At 65.3% G+C, this 22497-nt stretch carries 17 protein-coding genes and 1 riboswitch; of the genes, 11 read left to right on the plus strand and 6 right to left on the minus strand.

The annotated features are described in order from the left end of the window. Positions 1–33 precede the first annotated feature (33 nt). The 3 genes from HCH03_RS14755 to HCH03_RS14765 are packed head-to-tail and all read right to left on the minus strand — an operon-like array spanning position 34 to position 3530. Entirely contained in the window at positions 34–831 is a 798-nt protein-coding gene (locus HCH03_RS14755) for an energy-coupling factor transporter transmembrane component T family protein (protein ID WP_221690101.1), read from the minus strand. Further along, positions 828–2885 (minus strand): energy-coupling factor transporter ATPase, encoded by a 2058-nt coding sequence (locus HCH03_RS14760; RefSeq protein WP_221690102.1) that lies wholly within the window; start codon positions 2883–2885, stop codon positions 828–830. The genes HCH03_RS14755 and HCH03_RS14760 overlap by 4 nt, the downstream gene beginning before the upstream one ends. 57 nt (positions 2886–2942) lie before the next feature. Continuing rightward, positions 2943–3530 carry an ECF transporter S component gene (locus tag HCH03_RS14765; protein ID WP_221690103.1) on the minus strand — a complete coding sequence of 196 codons (588 nt, stop codon included), beginning with the start codon at positions 3528–3530 and terminating at the stop codon, positions 2943–2945. 154 nt (positions 3531–3684) lie between these two features. Beyond that, positions 3685–3879, minus strand: a riboswitch (FMN riboswitch). A gap of 559 nt (positions 3880–4438) precedes the next feature. On the opposite strand from HCH03_RS14765, the gene HCH03_RS14770 reads away from it, so the two are divergent. From HCH03_RS14770 to HCH03_RS14800, 7 genes are all read left to right on the plus strand, one after another. Continuing rightward, positions 4439–5842 (plus strand): molybdopterin-binding protein, encoded by a 1404-nt coding sequence (locus HCH03_RS14770; RefSeq protein WP_221690104.1) that lies wholly within the window; start codon positions 4439–4441, stop codon positions 5840–5842. Between the two features lie 217 nt (positions 5843–6059). After that, positions 6060–6269: a hypothetical protein gene (locus HCH03_RS14775; protein WP_221690105.1), complete on the plus strand. Its 210-nt coding sequence runs from the start codon at positions 6060–6062 to the stop codon at positions 6267–6269. A gap of 249 nt (positions 6270–6518) precedes the next feature. Then, positions 6519–7940, plus strand: coding sequence for an alanine/glycine:cation symporter family protein (locus tag HCH03_RS14780; RefSeq protein WP_221690106.1), 1422 nt, complete (start codon positions 6519–6521; stop codon positions 7938–7940). 292 nt (positions 7941–8232) lie between these two features. Further along, the gene (locus HCH03_RS14785) at positions 8233–10515 is read left to right on the plus strand and encodes a lectin like domain-containing protein (RefSeq protein WP_221690107.1); all 2283 of its coding nucleotides are present in this window, start codon (positions 8233–8235) and stop codon (positions 10513–10515) included. A 265-nt stretch (positions 10516–10780) separates the two neighbouring features. Beyond that, on the plus strand, positions 10781–12196 hold the full coding sequence (locus HCH03_RS14790) for an alanine/glycine:cation symporter family protein (protein ID WP_080144845.1): 1416 nt from the start codon (positions 10781–10783) through the stop codon (positions 12194–12196). Between the two features lie 130 nt (positions 12197–12326). Then, positions 12327–12740: a hypothetical protein gene (locus HCH03_RS14795; protein ID WP_185904903.1), complete on the plus strand. Its 414-nt coding sequence runs from the start codon at positions 12327–12329 to the stop codon at positions 12738–12740. Positions 12741–12942: 202 nt separating this feature from the next. After that, positions 12943–15285 (plus strand): HAD-IC family P-type ATPase, encoded by a 2343-nt coding sequence (locus HCH03_RS14800; protein WP_221690108.1) that lies wholly within the window; start codon positions 12943–12945, stop codon positions 15283–15285. 195 nt (positions 15286–15480) lie between these two features. On the opposite strand, the gene HCH03_RS14805 is transcribed toward HCH03_RS14800, so the two are convergent. Continuing rightward, on the minus strand, positions 15481–16530 hold the full coding sequence (locus HCH03_RS14805; RefSeq protein ID WP_221690115.1) for an SMP-30/gluconolactonase/LRE family protein: 1050 nt from the start codon (positions 16528–16530) through the stop codon (positions 15481–15483). Positions 16531–16810: 280 nt separating this feature from the next. On the opposite strand from HCH03_RS14805, the gene HCH03_RS14810 reads away from it, so the two are divergent. Beyond that, positions 16811–17050, plus strand: a complete 240-nt coding sequence (locus tag HCH03_RS14810; RefSeq protein WP_221690109.1) for a hypothetical protein — start codon at positions 16811–16813, stop codon at positions 17048–17050. Between the two features lie 148 nt (positions 17051–17198). Here the strand turns inward: HCH03_RS14810 and HCH03_RS14815 are convergent, their stop codons facing one another. Beyond that, a complete protein-coding gene (locus HCH03_RS14815; protein ID WP_221690110.1) occupies positions 17199–17426 on the minus strand; it encodes a hypothetical protein in 228 nt (75 codons plus the stop codon). A 54-nt stretch (positions 17427–17480) separates the two neighbouring features. Continuing rightward, the gene (locus HCH03_RS14820; RefSeq protein ID WP_221690111.1) at positions 17481–18404 is read right to left on the minus strand and encodes a LysR family transcriptional regulator; all 924 of its coding nucleotides are present in this window, start codon (positions 18402–18404) and stop codon (positions 17481–17483) included. Positions 18405–18665: 261 nt separating this feature from the next. Here HCH03_RS14820 and HCH03_RS14825 point away from each other — a divergent pair, with 261 nt between their 5' ends. The 3 genes from HCH03_RS14825 to HCH03_RS14835 all read left to right on the plus strand — a co-directional run. Then, positions 18666–19910 (plus strand): MFS transporter, encoded by a 1245-nt coding sequence (locus HCH03_RS14825; RefSeq protein ID WP_221690112.1) that lies wholly within the window; start codon positions 18666–18668, stop codon positions 19908–19910. A 139-nt stretch (positions 19911–20049) separates the two neighbouring features. Further along, on the plus strand, positions 20050–22416 hold the full coding sequence (locus HCH03_RS14830; RefSeq protein WP_221690113.1) for a molybdopterin-dependent oxidoreductase: 2367 nt from the start codon (positions 20050–20052) through the stop codon (positions 22414–22416). Then, on the plus strand, positions 22409–22497 hold an 89-nt coding region (locus HCH03_RS14835), incomplete at its 3' end, for a 4Fe-4S binding protein (protein WP_221690116.1). The genes HCH03_RS14830 and HCH03_RS14835, both read left to right, overlap by 8 nt.

Consider the following 22497-nt stretch of genomic DNA (forward strand, 5'->3'; position numbering starts at 1 on the left):
CGTCGGATTCTTTTCAGCCGCGCGGTTCGCAGCCTAGAGCAGCACGTCCGCCGCGCCCACGCACGCGGCCAGCACGGCCAGCACGGCCACGGCCACGCCGTCGCGCGCCGAGAATTTCAGCGGGTGCAGGCGGGTGCGCCCCGCGCCGCCGTGGTAGCAGCGCGCGTCCATGGCGGCCGAAAGCGTCTCCGCATGGCGAAACGCGCTGGTGAACAAAGGGACCATGAGCGACGACAGCATGCGCATGCCCTTCACGGGGCTGCTTGCCAGCGCCGCGCCGCGGCTTATCTGGGCATGATAGATGGTCACGAGCTCGCTTGCGAACTGCGGCAGGAACCGCAGCGCGATGCCCATGATCATGCCCAGCTCGTGGGCGGGCAGCCCGAAGCGGGCGAAGGGGGAGAGCAGCCGCTCGAGCGCCTCGGTCAAATCGAGCGTCATGGTGGTCATGGTGACCAGGCTCATGCCCAGCAGGATGAGCACGAGGCGCGCGGCGATGGTCAGGCACGACTGCACGCCTCCCTCCGATATGCGGATGAAGGCCCACTCGAAGATCACGGGGCCGCCCTGCACCACGAACAGGTTCAGCAGCGAGGCCACCACCACGATGAACAGCAAGGGCGCGAGCGATTTCGCCGCGTATTTCAACGGGATGCGCGACAGCAGGTAGAAGCCCGCCACGAACACGGCCACCGCGCCGAGCGCGGCCGCGTTGCGGGCGGCGAGCGCCACGACGATGAAGACGATGCCCAGCAGCAGCTTCGCGCGCGGGTCCATGCGATGCAGGGGGCTGTCCCCCGGATAGTAGCTGCCGAAGGAGAACACGTTCATCGCGCGCCGCCCTCGGAGTCGTTGGCGGCCGCTCTGCCGCTTCCGGCACCGCAGCCGTCCGCCGCGCCTTCGGGCGCTTCGCAGGTCGCTTTGCCGCCCGCCAGCTCGACGAGGGCGCGCGCCAGTGATCCGCTGTCGAACAGCACGCCTGCGGGCAGGGGGACGCCCCGTTCGCGCAAGCCGTTCGCCACGCGCTGCGCGGCGGGGATGCCCAGCCCGATGCCGTTGAGCTCGCCGGCGCGCAGGAACACGTCGCCCGGCGTGCCCACCTCGAACGTTTCCCCTTCGTTCAGCACGAGCACGCGGTCGCAGCGCTCGGCCAGGTCGTCCATGCTGTGCGAGATCATGACCACCGTGCGGCCCTGTTCGTGCAGATGCGCGATGAGGGCCAGGAAGTCGCGCCGCGCCGCCGGGTCGAGGCCGGCCACGGGCTCGTCCAGCACGAGGATGCCCGGGCGCATGGCCAGCACGCCCGCGAACGCCACGCGTCGCTGTTGGCCGCCCGAGAGCTCGAAGGGGCTCAGGCCCTGCACCTCGTCGAAGTCGAGCCGCACGAGTTCGAGCGACTCGCGCACGCGCGCGTCCACCTCGTCGTCGGAGAGCTTCAGGTTGCGGGGGCCGAACGCCACGTCGTTGTACACGGTGTCGGCGAACAGCTGGTGCTCGGGGTACTGGAACACCACGCCCACGTCGGCGCGCACGCTGGCGGCCTGGGCCTTGTCGGCCACGTCGCGCCCCTCCACCAGCACGCGCCCGCGGGTGGGGTGCAGGATGCCGTTCATGTGCTGGATGAGGGTCGACTTCCCCGACCCCGTGTGCCCGGCGATGCCGAAGAACTCGCCGCGCTTGACGGAGAAGTCTATGTCGCGCAGGGCCCACACGGCATCGGGGTCGTTGCCCCAGTCGGCCCGCTTGCCCGCTTCGGCCTCGGCCTTCGCCCGCTTGCCGCGCTTGCGCTTGCCCTTGGAGGGGTTGTAGGTGAAGGACACGCCCTGGAACGCTATCACAGCGTCGTCCGAGTTGTCGTCGCAGGTCGAGGCCGCGACGCTTTCCGCTCCGCCATCCTGAGCGGAAGCCGCAACGCATCCCTCTTTGTCATCCTGAGCGGAGCCGCGCAGCGGCGCAGTCGAAGGATCCCCTGCGGCGACAGCCGTGGCGCTCCCCGCTTGCGCCGCGCGGGATCCTTCGACTGCGCTCCCTCCGGTCGCTCCGCTCAGGATGACAGGGGGGCAGCTTCCCTCGCCGATCGCGCTCGCCACGGCGTCGACGAGCTGCGGTTCCTTCACGCAGGTGGGAACGTCCAGGCCCAGCTCCTGCAGCTTGAGCGACAGGTCGCAGGCGAACGGGACCTCCAGGTTGAGGTTCGCCAGCACGTCGGTGCGCACGAGCACGTCTTGAGGCGCGCCCTTGCAGGCCACTTTGCCGTGGTCGAGCACCACCACGCGGTCGGCCTCGGCGGCCTCCTCCATGAAGTGGGTGATCATGACCACGGCCATGCCCTGGGCGTTGAGCTCCTTGCACACGCGCATGAGCCCTTTGCGCCCGCGCGGGTCGAGCATGGCCGAGGCTTCGTCCAGGATGAGCACCTTCGGCTGCATGGCGAGCACGCCGGCGATGGCCACGCGCTGCTTCTGGCCGCCCGACAACGCCTGCGTTTCGTGCGTCTCGAACCCGACGAGGCCCACCTGCCGAAGGCATTCTTCCACGCGTCGGACCAGCTCGGCGGTCTCCACGCCCAGGTTCTCCGGGCCGAACGCCACGTCGTCTTCCACCAGCGAAGCCACCAGCTGGTCGTCGGGGTTTTGGAACACCATGCCGGCGGTGGAGCGTATGCGGTAGACGTTGCGGGCCTCGGCGGTGCTGTAACCGTCCACCGTCACGCTGCCCTTGTCGGGCAGCAGCAGGGCGTTCAGATGCTTCGCCAGCGTGCTCTTGCCGCTGCCGTTGCCGCCCAGGATGCAGACGAACTCGCCGGCGCCCACGTGCAGGTCGACGCCGGCGAGTGCGAGGCGCTCCCCGTCGTAGGTGAACTCTATGTCCGTGCAGTCGATCATGGCGTTGCGCTTCCTCACTGCCCGCAAAGGGGGTTGCAATCGGTTTCGGTTTTCGATCTAATGTCCTTTGACCTGCGATTTCTTCGGAGTTATCACATTGGACACGGCTTTGTACACAACCAAGGTGAGCACGGCGTTCACCACACCTTTCACCAGGTTGAACGGCAGGATGGCCGGCAGCAGCATGGGCAGGATGACGTCGACGCTGCCGTACCAGAACAACACGCCGATGGTGAGGTTGGCCACGACGGCGCCCAGCGTGGCTGCCACCACGCTCACCACCAGGCCGATCACGCCGCGCTTGAGCGTGCGCTTGCGGCGGTAGATGGCCGCCGCCGGCCACACGAAGCACAGGGTGGCCACGATGTTCATGAGCGAGCCCACCCATTCTCCCAGGATGAGGCCGTGGATGACCGCGGCGATGGCGCCCACCGCTATGCCCGCGCCCGGCCCGAAGGCGAAGCCGCACACCATGGCCGGCATGAGCGAGGGATCGTAGGTGAGGAACGTCACGCCGGGTATGAGCGGGATCTGGATGAACGACAGCAGCGCCGCGATGGCGCACATGAGCGCCATCGTCACCAGCTGTCGGGTGTCCCATTTGTTCGTGTTCGTGAATTCGAGGTTCTGCGCGTTCTCCGCCATGGCGGCACCTTCTTCCCGCGAGGCTCGGTTCGGTCGGGTTCGTTTCCAGCCTCGCAGAAAAAGAAACAAGCCCGTATGAATTCCACTCCTGTCATACGGGCTTGTGATTCGCTTTGGTGCGGCCGCTTGCGGGGAACGCGGTCGCTGCCTGCGATATCTGCCTCTTCCATCCGGACTTTAACCGTTGGTCCCGGAGTTTCACCGGTGTCAGCCTGGTCGGGCGCTCGTTCGACGCGGGGTCGGACGGAGCGGGCCTTCGCAGGGTCGCGGACTTTCGGTTCGGCTCGGCGCGAACGCCGGCTTCCCGATTACCGCCAGTGAGGAATTTCACCTCGCCCTGAAACAGAATCCATCGCGGCCCATTGTAGTCGCCTCGACACCGTCGCGCAACCGTGGCGTTCGGCAAAGTCGGACAGTTTGACGGAACTGTGGAGCGAGCGGGGCGATAAAGCGGAAATTCGGGAGAAGCGCGGGCGTGGAAGCGACTGCTGCGGGCGAGCGGAAAGGAATCGTCGGGGGGAGGAGAGCGGCCTTCCCCATGCCGGTTTGCGAAAGCGCCGCATAACGCGGTCGAGGCCGCTAGGGGGAGGCGGCCTCGACGCAGACGAGTGAGAGGAGAATCGACGTGAGAGAGGAGAAACGTCGGGGTCGATCCTTGCTCGAGATGTATCTTAACGCCTAATTTATTCTTGGTCAAGTATAATTTTGATTGGGAATGAATTTTTTTTTCGCATAACCGCTTGTCCGCGCCTGCTTGTCTACCGGTGCACGGGAGGTTTCGCTTGCATTGTCCTCGGGGCCGGATTATGGTGGTGTATTATTCCCATTAGGATATAGTGAGCTTCGTCGGTGCGGAGCGCGCTGCGGGAGATCGCGCCGCCCACGTGGGAGCAAGGGAAAGAGGATTCATGAGAGACCATTCGAACCACATCCAACTGACGCGCGAGCAGGCCGTCGAGCAGATGCTCGCGCGTTTGGGCGACGGCTTCGGCTGGGGCGACGTCGCGGCCGACGGGCCGCAGGACGCCGAGAGCCATCGGCGCGAAGTCGGGCGCAAGCTCGCCGAGACGGTGCCTGTCGCCGATGCCGTGGGCCGCGTGCTGGCTTACGACGTGCGTGCCCAGTGCGACGTACCCAGCTGCCTGACCTGCGGTATGGACTCCATCGCCGTGCACTGGCGGGACTTCGAGGGGCTCGAGCCGGGCGCGCTGCCCGACACGTCGGGCTGGGTGCGCGGAGTGGACTGGGAGTTCGCCAACACGGGCGTGGCCATGCCGGAGGGCTTCGACGCCGCCATCGTGGTGGAGCACGTGCGGGTGGCGTGCGACGAGCAGCACGTGTCCATCGACGCCGCGCCGTCGCGCCGGTTCGCCGGCACGCGCCCGGCGGGCGGCCAGATGAAGCGCCTCGACGTCATCGCCGAGGCCGGCTCGCTCGTCACGGCCGATCTGGCCGCGCGCATCGCGAGCGGCAACAACGCCGTCGTGCCCGTGGTCCGCAAGCCGCGGGTGGCCTTCATCCCCACCGGAAACGAGCTGGTTCCGCCCGGCGTGCCGTTCAACCCCGACAAGCCGCAGGCGTTCGCGGCGCGCGGCAAGAACTTCGAGACGAACAGCATCCTCGTGCGCGCCAAGGTGGAGGCGTGGGGCGGCGAGTTCGTGCCGTTCGACATCGTGCGCGACGCGCGGGACGCCATAAGGCAGGCCATCGAGCGCGCTTGCGAGATGGCCGACATCGTGGTGCTGAACGCCGGATCGTCCAAGGGGTCCGACGACTGGTCGTGCGAGGTGATGGAGGAGCTGGGCGACATCATCTGCCACCAAACGAACCACGGCCCCGGGCACCACAGCTCGTACGCGCTGGTGGACGGCGTGCCCATCGTGGGCATCTCCGGCCCGTCGGGCGGGGCGTCGTTCACGCTGAACTTCTACCTGCGCCCGCTCATGCGCATGTTCCTGGGCCTCGAGCCCGAGGTTCCGCGCATCCCGGCGCGCCTGGCGGCCCCGTTCCCGCAGGGCGGCCCCGGCTCGGCCCCCAAGCCCGAGCCGGGCGAGCCGCTGCCCGGCGAGGCGCGCCCGCTCGAGCATCCGCCCGCCCGCGCCGCGTCCGCGGGTCCCGGGGAACCCGAGTTCTTCGGCGTCAAGATGCTGAGCCTGTCCGTGGGCGCCGACGGCGTGCTGGAAACCACGCCTTTGGCCGGCCGGCCGGGGTCGGTCGAGGCCCAGGCGGCCAACGCCTACTACCTGCTGCCCTCCGGCCCCGGCATCGAGCCCCCGGCGGTGGGGGACGTGATCGAGGTGGAACTGCGATAGCCTGTGCCAAGTCCTTTCCGGCGGGGACCGGGTTTCGATCTCCGCCGAACGGGGGCCGCGACACGCTTGTCGGTGCGCGAGGGCCTTGCAGGATGCAACGAATAGCCGAAACGTCAACTTTTCCATGAAACATGCGCCCCAGGGGCTTGATTTGCCCCTGGGGCCATATTAATCTGGAATATATATATTCTTGATTATGCATAGAATAGGTGATTGCATGTTCGTTCCCGTTTCCGACGCATCCCCCCTGGCCGATGCCGAGCTCGCGCCGGGGGACATCCTGCGCAGCGAGTACGGCAGGACGGTACGCACCGTGGTGTCCGTAGAGGGGGACGACGTGGTGGTGCGCACGCCGAAGGGGTCCATCGAGGCCATACCGCTACAGTCCGTCAGGCGCTTCTGGCGCAAGATAGGCGCCGAGGCCTAAGCGGCTTCGCGCCTGCACCGGGGCTGCGCCGAACATGTCGCTTCACCGGCCCTGTAGGGCAAGGGCTCTGCCCTTGCCGCCCGACAAGCAGCGTTTCCGCAGGCTGACGGCAAGGGCAGAGCCCTTGCCCTACAGGACGCCTGCGAAGGGCGCGTGATTGACGGCTTTCGGGTGCAGCCCCTCCCAATTGTGTGGGTCGGCAACAGTTTCGCGACGTAGGGCCCCAGGTCGGGTACAATACCGCCCCGTATGTTTGAAATCCTTTCCAGCATAGACGCGTTCGTCTGGGGGCCGGCCATGATCGTGCTCCTTCTGGGCACGCACGTCTTCCTCACGTTCAAGACCGGCTTCATCCAGCGCAAGCTGCCGCAGGCCATCCGCATGTCGTTTCGGAAGGACCCCGAGGGCAAGGGAGACATCTCCAACTTCGGCGCCCTGGCCACGGCGCTGGCGGCCACCATCGGCACGGGATCCATCGTGGGCGTGGCGACCGCCGTTCTGGCCGGCGGGCCGGGCGCGGTGTTCTGGATGTGGATCACCGGCGTGTTCGGCATCGCCACGAAGTACGTGGAGGTGTACGCCTCGGTGAAGTACCGTGTGCGCGACCATGCCGGCAACATGCTGGGCGGCGCCATGTACGTGTGGGAGCGCGCGTTCAAGAAGAAGGACGGGCGGGTGCCCTGGTGGGCGAAACTGGGCGCCGTGGCGTTCGCCGCGTTCGCCACCGTGGCCACCATCGGCACGGGGTCGGCGGTGCAGGCGTCCGCCATGACCGGCATCATCGCGTCGAACGTGCCGGTTCCCACCTGGGTTATCGGCATCGCCATCGTGGTGCTGGTGTCGGTGGTCGTCTTCGGCGGCGTGCGCAGCATCTCCAACGTGTGCGAGAAGCTCGTGCCCGTCATGGCCGTGGCGTACGCGGGCGGCTGCCTGGTCATCCTGGCGCTCAACGCGCCGGTGGTGGGGGAGGCCGTCGCGCTCATCTTCCAGTGCGCGTTCACCGGCAAGGCGGCGTTCGGCGGAGCGGTTGGTTCCGGCATCATGATGGCGCTGCAGTTCGGCTGCGCGCGCGGCCTGTTCTCCAACGAGTCGGGCCTGGGCTCGGCGCCCATCATCGCGGCGGCCGCCAAGACGCGCAATCCGGCCGAGCAGGCGCTCGTGGCCATGACCGGCACGTTCTGGTCGACGGTGGTCATCTGCGCGCTCACGGGCATCGTGCTCGTGTCCACCATGATAGCCAACCCCGGCATCCAGGCCGACATCCTGGCGAACCCCACGGTGTTCTCGGGCGCCGAGTTGGCCAGCGCGGCGTTCTCGAAGATACCCTACATCGGCACGCCCATCCTGGTGCTGGGCATGGTGGCGTTCTCGTACTCCACCATCCTGGGTTGGTCGTACTACGGCAACCGCTGCGTCACGTACCTGTTCGGCAAGCGCGCCATCCGGCCGTACCAGGTGCTGTACGTGGCCGTGGCCTTCCTGGGCGCCATCGGCGTGGGCGACGTCATGTGGACCGTGTCCGACATCGGCAACGCGCTCATGGCCATTCCCAACATCGTGGCCATCCTGCTGCTGAGCGGACTCGTGGCCCGCGGTACCCGCCACTACGTGTACGACCGCCACCTCGACGAGGTGGACGAGGATCCCATCCCCGTCGTGGAGGGCAAGTAGAAAGCGGCCTTCGCTTCCCTGCGAACCTGGTGCGCTTCGACGTCCGGTTGCTTGTCGATTGCCGAAATCCGGACTCGCCGCGCCGCCCGAAGCGGACGACCGCGCGCTTTCCCTCGGATGCCCCTTCTTGCCGAGCGGCGCCGATTCGCTCCGGTTCGCCGATTTCCCGCCGTATCGGTTCCCTCGCGTCCCTTGCCTTCCGGCTTTCCCGCCTCTATACTTTTACCTTATTGCGTGCGTACACAATAAGTTTGGGGTTCGCGCGTGGAGAGAATCGAGAAGGAGGCCCCCTTTGGACAAAGCAAATCCGGTGGCGAGGCTTGCGCGCGGAGCATTGGCGTTCGCGCTTGCGGCCAGCCTTGCCCCCACGACAGCCTCCGCCGACGAGACGTCGCCCCGAAGCGGCATCGCCGACGGGTTCATCGCCTCGAGCGAACAGGCGGTGGCGCGGTACGCGACCACCGGGAATCCGGACGACCTGCGCGACGTGCGCGCCTACCAGGGCAACGGGATCATGCTCTTGAACGCCGACCTTCCCGAAAAGCTCGATCTGCGCGATAGGGACGTGGTCACCCCGGTGAAGCTTCAGAACCCCTGGGGCACCTGCTGGAGCTTCGCCGCTATCGCCGCTTCGGAGACCAGCATCATGTCCGAGCTGGGCATAACCACCGACGACGGCGCGGTGGACTTGTCCGAGCTCCACACGGCCTGGTTCTCGTACATGCCGTTGCCCGAGGGCTCCGGGTCGCAGGCGGGCGAGGGCATTCGCACGACGTCGACGGATCCCGCTGCCGTGCTGGATCAGGGTGGAGACTTGTTCACGACCACCTCGGTGTTCTCCTCGGGCGTCGGTCCCGTGGCCGAGAGTCTCGTTCCCTATCGCAACAAGTGTGGCTGTACAGAAAAAAAGGACGGCATTCCCGTCTACTATTCGTCCGAAGGCGACTGGTCGGTTGACGAGGACTTGCGCTTCGTTCAGGAGATAGAGCTCGAGGAGAGCAGCATCCTTCCCTCGCCTGCGGGAAGAAGCGACAGCGGCAGCTATACCTATAACGAGAGCGGCACGCAGGCCATCAAGCGCGAGTTGCAAGAAGGCCGTGCGGTGTCGATTTTGTTCGCAGCCGACCAGTCGCAGCCCGGGCAGGGGTCCCAGGGCAGGTACATAAACCCGAACACCTGGGCGCAGTACACCTACGATGAAAGCGCTTCTGCAACCCATGCCGTCAGCATCGTAGGTTGGGACAACTCCTATAGCAAGTACCTGTTCGAGCCCGACCTCACCACCGCCGAAGGCGAGCTTGACCCGCAATTCTTCGTAGACGGGGACGTCTCGGGAGAGCTGAACGAAGATGGGAAGGCGATAGCCGAGGACTCCAATCGCATCCCCGCCAGCGACGGTGCATGGATCGTGAAGAACAGTTGGGGGTCGAAGGACGTCGAGTTCCCGCATCGCAACCCGAACGGATGGGGTGTTGACGGCGGCGGCTACTTCTACCTGTCGTACTATGACAAGAGCGTCGTCTTGCCCGAATCGTTCGACTACTACACCGAGAACTACGGGGAGTCGGCCGAGTACTACCTCATCAACCAGTACGACTTCATGCCCTCGCCAGGCGTCACGGCTCAGTTGAGCGACGATCCCGTGTCCATGGCGAACGTGTTCGAGGCGAGCGAGCATCAGATGGTCCGCTCGCTTTCCTGCGAAACCGCTCAGCCCGGCACGGAGGTCGACTACGAGGTGTACTTGCTGAACGACGGGTACGCGAGTCCCAAGGACGGCAAACTGCTCGCGAAGGCGTCCGAAACCTACGAGTACGGCGGATATCACCGAATCCAGCTCAAAGAGCCCCTGCCCATCGAACAGGGACAACATTTCTCAGTGGTGGTGACGCAACAGTGCGACGGGCTGTACTGCATCCCCGTCGACCGGGCGCTCAACAAGACGGGCGTGGACAAGCTCAACGAGGAGCTCGGCCTCAACTACAGCCGGTACGCCGTGGGCGTGGTGAACAAGGGGGAGAGCTTCACCTTCGAGGATGGCGAATGGGCCGACTGGTTCGACGTAGTCGCAAGCATAAAGGCGGCTGCTGCGGAGACCGAACCCGGTGACATATTCGATTACGACAACTTCGCCATCAAGGCGTACGCCGACCCCATGGGCGAGCCTCCCATTCACGAGGCGGTGGTCGTTCCCGACCTGGGCGGCATGACCGAGGCCGAGGCGTTGGCGGCTTTGGAACAGGCGGGCCTTAAGGGCGAGGCGGGCGAGCCCGAGCACTCCGACGCCGTCGAGGCCGGCCGTGTGATCCGTCAGGGCACCCCGGCGGGCACGGAGGTCGATAAGGGCTTTATCGTCACCTACCACCTTTCGCTCGGCAAGGAGCAAAGCGGGGAGCAGGGCGGAGCCGCGGGCGGTGGAGGGGCCGGCGGCACCGCAGGCGGCAAGCCCATGCCCGCCATGGGCGATACCGCAGCTCCCATCGCCGGCGCGCTCGCGGTCGCGCTTGCCAGCGCCGTCGTCGCGGTCGCGGGATTCCGCATGAGCGGCCGCCGGAGCGGCCGCCCGCGCTGCTGACGTCGTTTTCTGGACAACTTGCGAGGGGGCGCGGTGAAGCGGCCCCCTCGGCAGCCCCCGCGCCTGTGCTCGTTGCCCGTGCGAGAATCGCCCGTTCGCCCGATTGTTTTTCCCTTGTTAACAAAGATGACGTTTTCGTGTGGCTATAATCCAAGCACTTTAGTGCGGGAAAGTGCTTCTGCCGAAATGGATTGCCGCTTGTCACTCGGTTTCGGCAATGGCTCTTCCTCGCCGTTTGGGGATCGACGGGAGAAAGAGGGAATTCATGGACATCGTCCAGTTCATCAGCGACATTGACGCTTTCGTATGGGGGCCGCCGATGATCGTGATCCTGTTGGGGTCGCACCTGTACCTGACGTTTCGCACGGGCTTCATCCAGCGCAAGCTGCCCACGGCCATCAAGCTGTCGGTGACGAAGGACCCGGACGCTCCGGGCGACATCAGCCAGTTCGGCGCGCTGTGCACGGCGCTGTCGGCCACCATCGGCACGGGCAACATCGTGGGCGTGGCCACGGCCATCTTGGCGGGCGGCCCCGGCGCGGTGCTGTGGATGTGGCTCACCGGCGTGTTCGGCATGGCCACGAAATACTCCGAGACGTTCGCCGCGGTGAAGTACCGCGTGAAGGACCACAACGGCAACATGCTGGGCGGTGCGATGTACGCGTGGCGCCGCGCATTCGAGAAGGACGGCAAGGCGCCGTGGTGGGGCCTCTTGGGCGCCGGCGCGTTCGCCCTGTTCGCGGCAATCGCCTCGTTCGGCATCGGCTCGGCCGTGCAGTCCAGCGCCATGACGGGCATCATCACGTCGAACTTCCCCGGCATTCCCGCCTGGGGCATCGGCCTGGCCATCGTCATCATGGTGTCCATCGTCATCTTCGGCGGCGTGAAGGTCATCTCGAAGGTGTGCGAGAAGCTCGTGCCGTTCATGGCCATCGCCTACGCGTGGGGATGCATTGTCATCATCGGCATGAACTGGGAGTACGTGTGGCCGGCCATCTGCCTCATCTTCGAGTGCGCGTTCACGCCCAAGGCGGCGTTCGGCGGCGCGGTGGGTTCCGGCATCATGATGGCGCTGCAGTTCGGCTGCGCGCGCGGCCTGTTCTCCAACGAGTCGGGCCTGGGTTCGGCCCCCATCGTGGCTTCGGCGGCCTCCACGCGCAACCCGGCGCGCCAGGCGCTCGTGTCCATGACCGGCACGTTCTGGGACACCGTGGTCATCTGCGCGCTCACGGGTATCGTGCTGGTGTCCACGCTCATCGCCAACCCCGGGATCCTCGAATCGGGCCAGATCCAGGCCGGAGCCGACCTCACGAGCGCGGCGTTCGCGTCCATTCCCTACGTGGGCACGCCCATTCTGGTCATCGGCATGATCCTGTTCGCCTACTCCACCATCCTGGGTTGGTCGTACTACGGAAACCGCTGCGCCGCCTACCTGTTCGGCAAGCACGCCGTGCGCCCCTACCAGGTGATCTACGTGGTGGTGGCGTTCTTGGGCGCCATCGGCATCGGCGACTTGGTGTGGACCATCTCCGACATCACGAACGCGCTCATGGCCGTGCCGAACATCATCGTGGTGCTGCTGCTGTCGGGCCTGATCGCGCGCGAGACGAAGCACTACGTGTGGGACAAGAACCTGGACGAGACGGACGAGACGCCCATTCCCGTGCTGGAATCGAAGTAGCCGGTCGGCCGATCGCGGTTTTCAACAACCCGTTGAACCGTGCGGGGTGGCGACCCGGTCCCCTTCGCGGATCGTATAATCGTTGCCGGCCGTGCGATGCGCGGCCGGCAACGATTCGAAAGGAAACGATATGTCTGGTTCCCAGAAGGCTTTGAAGGTCATTTCCATCATCACTATCGTCTACGCCGTCGTACTGCTCGTGCTGGGCATATTCATGGCGGCGGGCGGCTCGCTCCTGAGCGGCGAAACCATCGACGTGGACGGAACAGCCGCTTCGGCGAGCATTGTGGCGGCCGTTCTGGGCGTCACGCTTGTCATCGGCGGCGTGGTCGACCTCGTCATTGGCCTTTTGGGGCTGCGCGGCGCGAAGAACCCGCGCAAGGTGGGGCCGTTCTTCGTGCTGTGCATCATCGGCCTCGCGCTTGGCCTCGTGGGCCTGGGCATGGCCATCGCCCAGGGCACGTTCGACCCCGCGTCGCTCGTCAACATCGTCATCATCGCCGTGTGCCTGTTCCTGGCCATGCGGGTGAAGCAGCAGGCGTAGGCAGAGGCGCCGGGGAAGCGTCTGCCTTCCGGCGTAAGGCCACCCTTATGCGTCGGTCGGGTTTTGCAGGTTTCGCGTGAACGGCCCCCCTTCCGGGCGAAGCGGGGGCCGTTTCGCGTCCGGTGCCGTAGAATGGAGCGCGGAGATGCGGGTTTTCCCGAAGGCGGCGACCTTCGGGCCGGGCAGAGAGCGAGAGGACAGCATGGTCGAAGAACCCAGGGGGCTCACCGCCGCCGAGGTGGCCGAGCGCGTGGCGCGCGGCGACGTGAACGCCGATGTGGACGTGAAGACGCGCTCCATCAAGCAGATCGTGCTGGAGAACATCTGCACGCTGTTCAACGCCATCAACGTGATTCTGGCCGCGTTCGTGCTGATCACCGGCTCGTACAAGAACATGCTGTTCATGATTGTCATCGCATGCAACGTCGTCATCGGCATCGTGCAGGAGATACGCTCGAAAATCACCACCGACCGTTTGAGCATCGTGGCGGGCTCGCACGCCACGGTCGTGCGCGACGGCGAGCGCGTGGAGGTGCCCCTGCACGAGATCGTGCGCGACGACCTTATCGTGCTAGGCCGCGGCGACCAGGTTCCGGCCGACGCCGTGGTGGTGTCGGGCGCGGCCGACGTGAACGAGAGCCTGCTCACCGGCGAGAGCAACCTCATAAAGAAGGCCGAGGGAGCCGAGCTCATGAGCGGTTCGTTCGTGAACGCCGGCACGGTGCGCGCGCGGGTGGTGCACGTGGGGCACGAGAACTACGCGGCGAAGATCAGCGCGGAGGCCAAGCAGCACAAGAAGGTCAACTCCGAGATCATGAACAGCCTGAACCGCATCATCAAGTTCGTGAGCTTCGTCATATTCCCCGTGGGCGCGCTGCTGTTCGCCCGCCAGTTCTTCAGCGGCGAGGGGGTCGAGCTCAACAACGCCATCCTGTCCACGGTGGCCGCGCTCGTGGGCATGATACCTGAGGGCCTCATCCTGCTCACGTCCACGGTGCTGGCCGTGGCGGTGATCCGCCTGGCCAAGAGCAAGGTGCTCGTGCAGCAGCTGTACTGCATCGAGACGCTGGCGCGCGTGGACACGCTGTGCCTGGACAAGACGGGCACCATAACCACGGGGGCCATGGAGGTGGCCTCGATCGAGGCGGTGGACGGCGCCGACGAGGCAGAGCTCTGCCGGGCGCTGGCGTCGCTCGCCGCGGCCGACGAGGATCCGAACGAGACGGCGCAGGCCGTGGCCGCGCACTGCGCGGCGGGCGGGTTCGAGCCGCTGCCGGCGTCGCGCGTGGTGCCGTTCTCGTCCGACAAGAAGTGGTCGGGCGCGGCGTTCGGGGAGTGCGCCTACGTGATGGGTGCCGGCAAGTTCGTGCTGGGCGACGCGTTCGTCGTCGTGGAGGAGCAGGCGGCTGCCTTGGCCGCCACGGCGCGCGTGCTGCTGGTGGCGCGCGTGGAGGGCTTCGACGAGGACGGGGGCATCGTGGGCGCCCCCGTGCCGCTGGGCTTCGTGGCCATCCACGACCAGATACGCTCCACGGCGGCCGAGACCATCGGCTACTTCAAAGACCAGGACGTCACCGTGAACGTCATCTCGGGCGACGACCCCCGCACGGTGGCGGGCATCGCGGCCCAGGTGGGCGTGGACGGGGCCGACGCCTACGTGGACGCCACGACGCTCGAGACGCCCGAGCAGGTGGCCGAGGCCGTGGAGCGCTACCACGTGTTCGGCCGCGTGAAGCCCGAGCAGAAGAAGCAGTTCGTCGTCGCGCTGCAGAAGCGCGGCCACGTGGTGGCCATGACGGGCGACGGCGTGAACGACACGCTGGCCCTCAAGCAGGCCGACTGCTCGGTGGCCATGGCGGCCGGCTCGGACGCGGCGCGCAACGTGGCGCAGCTCGTGTTGGTGGACAACGACTTCGCCAGCATGCCGAAGGTGGTGGCCGAGGGGCGGCGCTCCATCAACAACCTGCAGCGCTCGGCGTCGCTGTTCCTGGTGAAGACGCTCTTGTCCATGTCGCTGGCCGTGCTGTTCGTGCTGCTGCCGTGGCAGTACCCGTTCCAGCCCATCCAGATGACGCTCATCTCGGCGTTCACCATCGGCATCCCGTCGTTCGTGCTGGCGCTGGAACCGAACAAGGACCGCATACGCGGCCGTTTCTTGGAGAACGTCATCGTGAAGTCCATCCCCGGCGCCGTGTGCGCGGTGCTGGCCGTGCTGACGGTGAACGTGGTGGGGCGCCTAGCGCTGGGTTTCGACTACGGGCAGGTGTCCACGCTGTGCGTGCTGCTCACGGCATGGGTGGGCTCCATGCTCATCGTGCGCCTGTCGGTGCCGTTCACGCCCATACGCACGGCGCTGCTGGTCGTGGTGGTGGGCGGCACCGTGCTGGGCGCGACGCTCTTGCACGGGCTGTTCGGCATCGTGCCGTTCACGCTGGAGATGACCGTGCTGTTCGTCGCGTGCGCCGTGGGCGTGGCGGCGGTGTTCCACTGGCTGTACGGGGTGTTCGGACGCTGGCATGGGGCGCGGCTGGCGAAGATGGCTTAGGGGTTGTTCAACCTGGTCGGGCCGGAGGGGTGCGGGGTGCGCCGTTCGGTCAGTCCTGGCTCGCGCGAACAGCCCACAGGGCTGTTCGGCTCGTGCGGAATCTACGGCGCACCCCGCACCCCTCCGGCCCTGGCCTTTTGCGGATTGAGCTATCTTCCTGGGCTTAGTGGGAGGGTGTTGTTGGGAGGTTTTTGCTTAGCCTAAGGCGTTTTGTTTGGCGGAGGTGGGGATTCTCCAGATTATGCCTTGGCCGAACTCGCAGGCGTACAGGTAGCCGTCGTGGATCGTCAGGTTCGAGACAAAAATGCCGGCGCCTTCGGGAAGCCGCACGGTGGTTATGTCCCAACCGTCGGGGTCGACGACTACGACCTCGCCGGCTTTCAGGTGCGCTGCGTAGATGTTGCCGTCCGCGTCGGTCAGCAGGCCGTCGGGGCCGTGGCCGCCGGTGAGCCGGGCGGCGACGTAGGGCGTGTCCTTCGCGTCCACGTAGGTTTTCGAGGGCACGCAGAGGATCGAGTTCGTGTTGAACTCGGCAACGTACAGGAAGTTCGCATCGGGCGAGATGGTGATGCCGTTGGGGTACGCGAACCCGGTTTTGTAGAGCTCTATCTCGGGTTCGGCGGCATCGTAGCGCACGTAGTACACGTTGCCGTTCTTGTCGAGGTAGTCCGACTGGCCGGGGTCGGTGAAGTAGGCGCCGCCCTGCCCGTCGAGAACGAGGTCGTTCAGCCCTAGAAACGGCGTTCCTTTGAAATCCCCCAGCAGCATTTTGTACTCGAGCGTCTCGATGTCGAACGTGCATAGCCCTTGCGAGCGATCGGTGATGAGCATCGTGGTGTCGTCGATGAACTTCGCGCCGTTGGGCATGGCCTTCTTGGCGTCGTCGTGGTAGACGACCACGGCCTTGCCGTCTTCCACTTTGAGGATGTTCGACATCGCCACGTCGATGAACCACAGGGTGCCGTCTTTGAAGTTCATGCCCTCGATGAGCCCGCTGTTCTCGACGGTCGCGTACTTCTCCCATGCGGCAGTCGGGCTGACGATGTAGTCGTCGGCGAACGTTTTCGGGCCGGCCTGCGCGAATTCGGATGCGGATCCCTCCCCGGATCCCTTCTCGGAGCCTTCCGACCCTTGCGCTTGGTTGCTGCATCCCGCCAGCAAGCCGAGCGCCATCGTTCCGCCGGCGATGACGGACCCTTTCAGGAAGTTCCGCCTGTCGATGCCGTGCGTTTGCATAATGCCCATTTCCTTCTCCCTCCTTCGAATGATGGAAACCCACGCGAAACTATACGAGCCGCGAAAGGCATTCTCCAAATAGCGATTCGGCATGCGGGTATGCTGGTCTCGGATGAAGCGATTCCCGTTTGCGGGCGACTTCGGCGGGCGATGCGCGTCCGCCGCCTGTTCTCTGGCGCTATTCCGAAACGGCATCGGCTCGGAACGAATGCGCATTTCCCCTATGCGGGGAATCCGTTCTACACTTTCGAGGCAGGGGTTGGCGGATTGGATAGGTAAGGAGAGCGAGATGCTTACAGTTGTTTCCCACGAGTATGACGAGAGCACCGGAATCGATCGTTACGTGTTCGACCCGGGAGCCATGAAAGCCCAGGTCAAAGTTATGGTGGAAGATGAAGGCGACCCTCAGGTCCTGCTCGGCGTGGAGGGCATGGCCGTTCAGCAAAGCGTCACCGAGCCCACGTGGACCGTTTGCCGGAACAAGGAGATCGTCGAGATCGCCTTGGCCGACTACCAAGCGCGCCAGTAGCGACGCGAGCGCAGTGCGCCTGCGGGAGCCCGCCTTGAAGAGGCGGGCTCCCGTTTTTTGCGCATGCGCGATCCTGCGTGCGACCGAGGTGAGGAAAGCCCCCCCCTCCCTCGACCGCAGCCTTCGAATTCCTTGGCGCTCGGCTCGATCACGCGCCTGCGGCGCCGGGGGGATCGTAGCGGTCCGCGTAGTAGTCTTTCGAACCCTCGGGCTTGCCGATTTTCCCACGGACCATGTTGTGCAGGAACGGGGTTCCGCACGTTCGGCAGACCCTGCCTCCGGCCGGGATGGGCTCGCCGCACGTGCTGCAGCGCAAGTCCAACCGCAAGGAGAAGATGCCGCATTTGTTGCAATGGGAGCAGGGATAGCAGGGCATGGCTAAGACTTCCTTTCGAGCGCCCGTTGTGCCGGCGCACCGCGCCGGTCGGCGTCATTTCCTCTCGACGCTTGCGCAGAGCACCTCGAGGGCCTCGTCGAGAACGGGGTTGGCGTTGTCAAGGCGGTAGGCCGCCGATATGGGGAAGAACGCGTCGTCGTCGGTTATGGGAACCTGCACGCAGAAGGGGGCGATCCCCATGCCCACGCGCTTGGTGAAGTTGGTTCCCATGATCAGCACGTCGTCCCTGATGCTCGCTGCCGTGGTGAGCAGGTCGGTCTCCTTCATGGAGTAGTGCCTGCGCGTTTTCGGCTTGAAGCCCCGCGAGCGGCAGGCTTCCTCGATGTAGCGCCACGCGTCGCTCACGTGCGATCCCTCGATCTTTATGAGCGTTTCGTCCCTCAGCTGCGAAAGCGAGATCGATTCCCGCTGGGCCAGGCGATGGCTGCTGCTCATGAGCGCCACCCAGGTGCAGCTGCCCAGCTGCACGACTCCGATTTCGTCGTCGTCCGACACATCGCTTTCCGACAGGTAGTCGAAGACGATGTCGCAGCCGCCCTCTTCGAGAATCTCCCGGGGCAGTTGATGCCGGCAGGGCTTCGTCTCGAGGAAGTTGAACCCGTAAACGGGCCCGAGCTCCGCGAGGATGCAGCTCAGCGCCCGCGTCACCATCTCCTCGTTGACGAGCCCGCCGATGGACAGGTGGACGGACGGCGCGACGCGCAGCTCTTTGGCGCGTTCGCTGAAGGCCATCTGCGCCTCGATGAGCTTGTAGGCGTACGACAGCAGCGACGCGCCCGCGGTCGTCAGGCGCATCGAGGACCCCGTCCGGTCGAACAGGGAGAGGCGCAGCTCTTTTTCGAGCGCGTTGATGTGCTTGCTCAGCGTTGGCTGCGACATGTTGAGAAGCCGGGCCGTTTCCGTGAAGTTCAGGTTCTTGGCCAGCTCGACGAACTCGTAGACGATGCGGACATCCAAAGCTCCCACCCCCTTGACGAGAACTCTACGGATACTCCTCCCGCGAAGCGAGGAAGCTGCCTTCGACTATATTAGAACACACGCGGATAATACCACCAATTCCAAAACGGCATGGAAGCGATATGCCCGGGGCATGCGGCTACTCCCAATCGTCATTTTTCGTATGCGCCGCCGCCTTCCTATACTTTCATCGTTCGAGGGGACTCGAATAGGTAGGAGGAGCATTGCAACGCAGGGATTCTCCGAAGAAAGGGGAGTAGGATGAGCATGCAAACTCAGGAAAGACTCGGGAAGATCATGGTGCCCATCATGGCGATCTTCGCCCTGGGAGCATCGCAGGGCGGCGTCAACGCCGGCATGGCCACGATGTCGATGGCGTTTCCCGACGCCGGGGCGAACATCGCCTACATCGTGAGCATCGTGGCTTTGGGCATGATACCCTCGGGCATCATCTCGGGCGCCGTGACGGGCAAGTTCATCAAGTACCGCACGTCCATCATCGCCGCGATCGTTCTGTACGTGATATCGGGTTGCTGGCCGTTCATCGCGCAGGGCACGTCGTTCGCCGCCCTGCTCGTTTCGCGCTTCATTTTCGGTTTCGCCGTAGGCTGGTCGTATCCGCTGGCGCAGGCATTGGTGTTCAAATCGGTGGCCGACGAGCACAAGAGGGCCTCGTGGCTGGGAGTGGGCATGTGCTGCTTCAACCTGGGCAGCATGATCATGGAGTTCGCAGGCGGCTACCTTGCCGTCATCAGCTGGCAGGCATGCTTCCTCGTGTACCTGATCGGCATCATCCCGCTGGTCGTCGTCATATTCACGCTCAAAGAGCCCGAGACCGACGCCCAGCAGGCCGAGGACTTGGCAAAGGCCACGGGCCAGGCCGTGAAGGCGAAGATCCCGCCCATCACGTTCTGCTACATGCTCATGCTCACGCTCGTGACCGGGTTCGCCATGCCGACCATCCTGTACTGCTCGTTCGTCATAGCCGATCCGATCGTCGCGGGATGGATCCTGTCCGCCATGACGCTCGTGGGCGCGGTTTCCGGTTTGACTCTCGGCCCGGTGTACAAGAAGCTGGGGAAGTGGACGCTTCCCGTGTCCATCCTCGTGCTCGGCGTGCTCTACGTGGCGGCCGCCCTGCTGTCTCAGCCCGGCTCGTTCAACCTGGCGCTGTACGCCGTCGCCTTCCTCGTCGGCCACTGGGGCTTCGCCATCATCATCCCGGGCACGGGCGACATGGTCACCAACCTCACGCCCATCGCGGCGGCAACGCGGGCCATGGGATTCAACACCGCGTTCCATCAGCTCGGCTGCTTCATCGGCACGCCCATCGCCGCGCTGGTCATGAGCCTTGTCGGCGGGGCGTCCGTTATCGACGTGCTGCTGCCCACGGCCATCGCGATCGTCGTCCTGGGCGTGATCGACCTCATCCTGGTCGGTTGCACCAAGATAGAGAAGTACGGCGACGCCTACGGCAAGATCGACGCGGGATCAGCGGAAGACTAACCACAACCGAACCATAGGCCTCTTCGAGAGGCGAGAATCGCGCTTCCGAGGGAAGCGCTTGGGAAAGCGTTGCTTGTTTCGATTCGATTCCACCTATCTGAACGTCCAAGGCGAGAGAGTCCTAAGAGAGGAGCTGCACATGTCGCAAGACTACTACGAGAGCCATCGAGGTGAGTGGCAATGGCAGGACGGCGAATACACCGTCACGCGCACCACCGCTTGGTCGGGACCGGGCTGCCATGACGGCTGCGGCGTTCTGTACTACACCAAGAACGGCAAGCTGGAAAAGGTCGAGGGCGATCCCGACAACCCGTTCAACCAGGGGACGCTGTGCATGCGCTGCCTGGAGATGCCCGAGTTCGTGAACAACCCCACCCGCCTGGGCCACCCGATGAAGCGCGCGGGCGAGCGCGGCGAGAACAAGTGGGAGCGCATAACCTGGGAGGAAGCGCTCGACATCATCGAGGAGAAGGTGCGCGCCATCTGGGCGGACTACGGCCCCGAGTCCATCGTCTGCCATATCGGCACCGGCCGCAACAACTGCGACCAGATACCCTACCTGTGCTACGCGGCCTTCGGATCGCCGAACTTCTCCATGGGCTACCTGGCCGGCGATTCCTGCTTCTGCCCGCGTTCGGCGTCCATGGCGTCCCAAAACGGCGACTTCATGATCGCCGACTGCTCCCAGCAGTTCGAGAAGCGCTACGACGAGAGCACGGGCTGGCGCTGCCCCGAGGTCATCGTGAACTGGGGATGCAACGCCGTCGTGTCCAACTCCGACAACTTCTACGGGGGCTGGATCGTCGACTGCATGCAGCGCGGATCGAAGATGATCACCGTCGATCCGTCGCTCACCTGGTTGGCCGCGCGCTCGGAGTACTGGCTGCGCGTGCGCCCCGGCACCGACGCGGCGCTGGCCATGGCCATGCTGAACGTCATCATCTCCGAGGACCTCTACGACCACGACTTCGTGGAGTGCTGGTGCTACGGGTTCGACGAGCTGGCCGAGCGCGTGAGCGATTGGACGCCCGAACGCGCCGCCGAGGTGTGCTGGGTCGAGGCCGAGGACATCGTCGGCGCCGCCCGCCTGTACGCCCAGGCCAAGCCCGCCGCCATTCAATGGGGCCTGAAGCTCGACCAGACCACGAACGCCACGGCGACGGCGTGCGCCGTCAACTCGCTCTGGGTCGTGACGGGCAACGTCGACAACCCCGGCGGCAACATCGTCATCCGCAACGCCTTCGACCAGAACCTGTCCTACGGCTACGGCTACCACCTGCTGTCGCCCGAGGTCCAGGCGAAGCGCTTGGGCGCCGAGTTCCCGCTGATGAGCCGGGCGGGCTACAGCTCTTCGGCCCACGCCGACTCCGTGCTGCAGGCTATCGAGACGGGCGAGCCGTATCCCATCCGCATGGTGTGGATGACGTCCACGAACCCCATCGCCAACATGGGCGCCGACGCGCCGCGCATCTACCGCGCCTTGAAGGGCGTCGACTTCGTGGTGGTCAACGACCTGTTCATGACGCCCACCGCCGTCGCCTTCGCCGACTTGGTCCTGCCGGCCGCCATGTCTCCCGAGCGCAACTCCCAGCGCTGCTGGTGGGTGCCGAACCGCACGCTCACCAAGGTCACCCAGTACGAGGAGTGCGTGTCCGACGACGATTTGGTCACCATGGTGGGCAAGCGCCTGCACCCCGAGAACTTCCCGTGGGACGACAACATCGGCTGGATCAACCACATCTTCGAGCACGAGACCAACGACAAGCTGCCGTACAAGAGCTTCGAGGAAGCGCAGAAGGTCGTGTGGTCCTACCCCGAGTTCCAGTACTTCAAGCACGAGAAGGGCCTGCTGCGCCCCGACGGCCAGCCGGGCTTCAACACGCCGTCCGGACGTATCGAGCTGTACAACACGAACCTGATGCTGTGGGGCTACGATCCTCTCCCCGATTTCAAGGAACCCAGCTGCTCGCCGGTGAGCAATCCCGAGCTTGCCGAGAAGTACCCGCTGGTGCTCACCACCGGCGCGCGCTCCTTCGAGTTCTTCCATTCCGAGCATCGCCAAGCGGGCACCGTCTCGCGCGAGCTGCACCCCGACCCCCTGTTCGAGATGAGCGCCAAGAGCGCCGCCGAGCACGGTTTGAGCGAGGGCGACTGGGCGTGGATCGAGAACCAGCGCGGCCGCTGCCGCCAGAGGCTGCACGTGAACCCGTCGCTCGACGACCGCGTCGTGCGCGCCGAGCACGGCTGGTGGTTCCCCGAGACCGAGGGCGCCGAACCCAACCTCTTCGGCGTGTTCGACTCCAACATCAACAACCTCACCCCGCAGTGCGAGAACGGCGACACCGGGTTCGGCGCCCCGTACGCCAACCAGCTGTGCCGGGTCTACCGGTGCACCGAGGAGAACAGCGAGGTTCTGCCCGGAGAGCAGGTGACCAAGCACGGCGGCTATTCCAAGGTCATCGACGAGTCCAACGGCGACGTGAAGGTAGGTGCCATCTATGGCTAACGCACTCTTGATCGACTACGAGTTCTGCACGGGCTGCCACGCCTGCGAGGTGGCCTGCAAGAAGCACCTCGGCCTGCCGCA

The sequence above is a fragment of the Gordonibacter massiliensis (ex Traore et al. 2017) genome (genome assembly GCF_019731765.1).
GTDB classification, from domain to species: Bacteria; Actinomycetota; Coriobacteriia; order Coriobacteriales; family Eggerthellaceae; genus Gordonibacter; species Gordonibacter massiliensis.

What these genes read in the sequence shown, in the direction of transcription:
- HCH03_RS14755 (WP_221690101.1), bottom strand. Translation starts at nt 831, where the DNA reads ATGAACGTGTTCTCCTTCGGCAGCTACTATCCGGGGGACAGCCCCCTG.
- HCH03_RS14760 (WP_221690102.1), bottom strand. Translation starts at nt 2,885, where the DNA reads ATGATCGACTGCACGGACATAGAGTTCACCTACGACGGGGAGCGCCTC.
- HCH03_RS14765 (WP_221690103.1), bottom strand. Translation starts at nt 3,530, where the DNA reads ATGGCGGAGAACGCGCAGAACCTCGAATTCACGAACACGAACAAATGG.
- HCH03_RS14770 (WP_221690104.1), top strand. Translation starts at nt 4,439, where the DNA reads ATGAGAGACCATTCGAACCACATCCAACTGACGCGCGAGCAGGCCGTC.
- HCH03_RS14775 (WP_221690105.1), top strand. Translation starts at nt 6,060, where the DNA reads ATGTTCGTTCCCGTTTCCGACGCATCCCCCCTGGCCGATGCCGAGCTC.
- HCH03_RS14780 (WP_221690106.1), top strand. Translation starts at nt 6,519, where the DNA reads ATGTTTGAAATCCTTTCCAGCATAGACGCGTTCGTCTGGGGGCCGGCC.
- HCH03_RS14790 (WP_080144845.1), top strand. Translation starts at nt 10,781, where the DNA reads ATGGACATCGTCCAGTTCATCAGCGACATTGACGCTTTCGTATGGGGG.
- HCH03_RS14795 (WP_185904903.1), top strand. Translation starts at nt 12,327, where the DNA reads ATGTCTGGTTCCCAGAAGGCTTTGAAGGTCATTTCCATCATCACTATC.
- HCH03_RS14800 (WP_221690108.1), top strand. Translation starts at nt 12,943, where the DNA reads ATGGTCGAAGAACCCAGGGGGCTCACCGCCGCCGAGGTGGCCGAGCGC.
- HCH03_RS14805 (WP_221690115.1), bottom strand. Translation starts at nt 16,530, where the DNA reads ATGGGCATTATGCAAACGCACGGCATCGACAGGCGGAACTTCCTGAAA.
- HCH03_RS14810 (WP_221690109.1), top strand. Translation starts at nt 16,811, where the DNA reads ATGCTTACAGTTGTTTCCCACGAGTATGACGAGAGCACCGGAATCGAT.
- HCH03_RS14815 (WP_221690110.1), bottom strand. Translation starts at nt 17,426, where the DNA reads ATGCCCTGCTATCCCTGCTCCCATTGCAACAAATGCGGCATCTTCTCC.
- HCH03_RS14825 (WP_221690112.1), top strand. Translation starts at nt 18,666, where the DNA reads ATGAGCATGCAAACTCAGGAAAGACTCGGGAAGATCATGGTGCCCATC.
- HCH03_RS14830 (WP_221690113.1), top strand. Translation starts at nt 20,050, where the DNA reads ATGTCGCAAGACTACTACGAGAGCCATCGAGGTGAGTGGCAATGGCAG.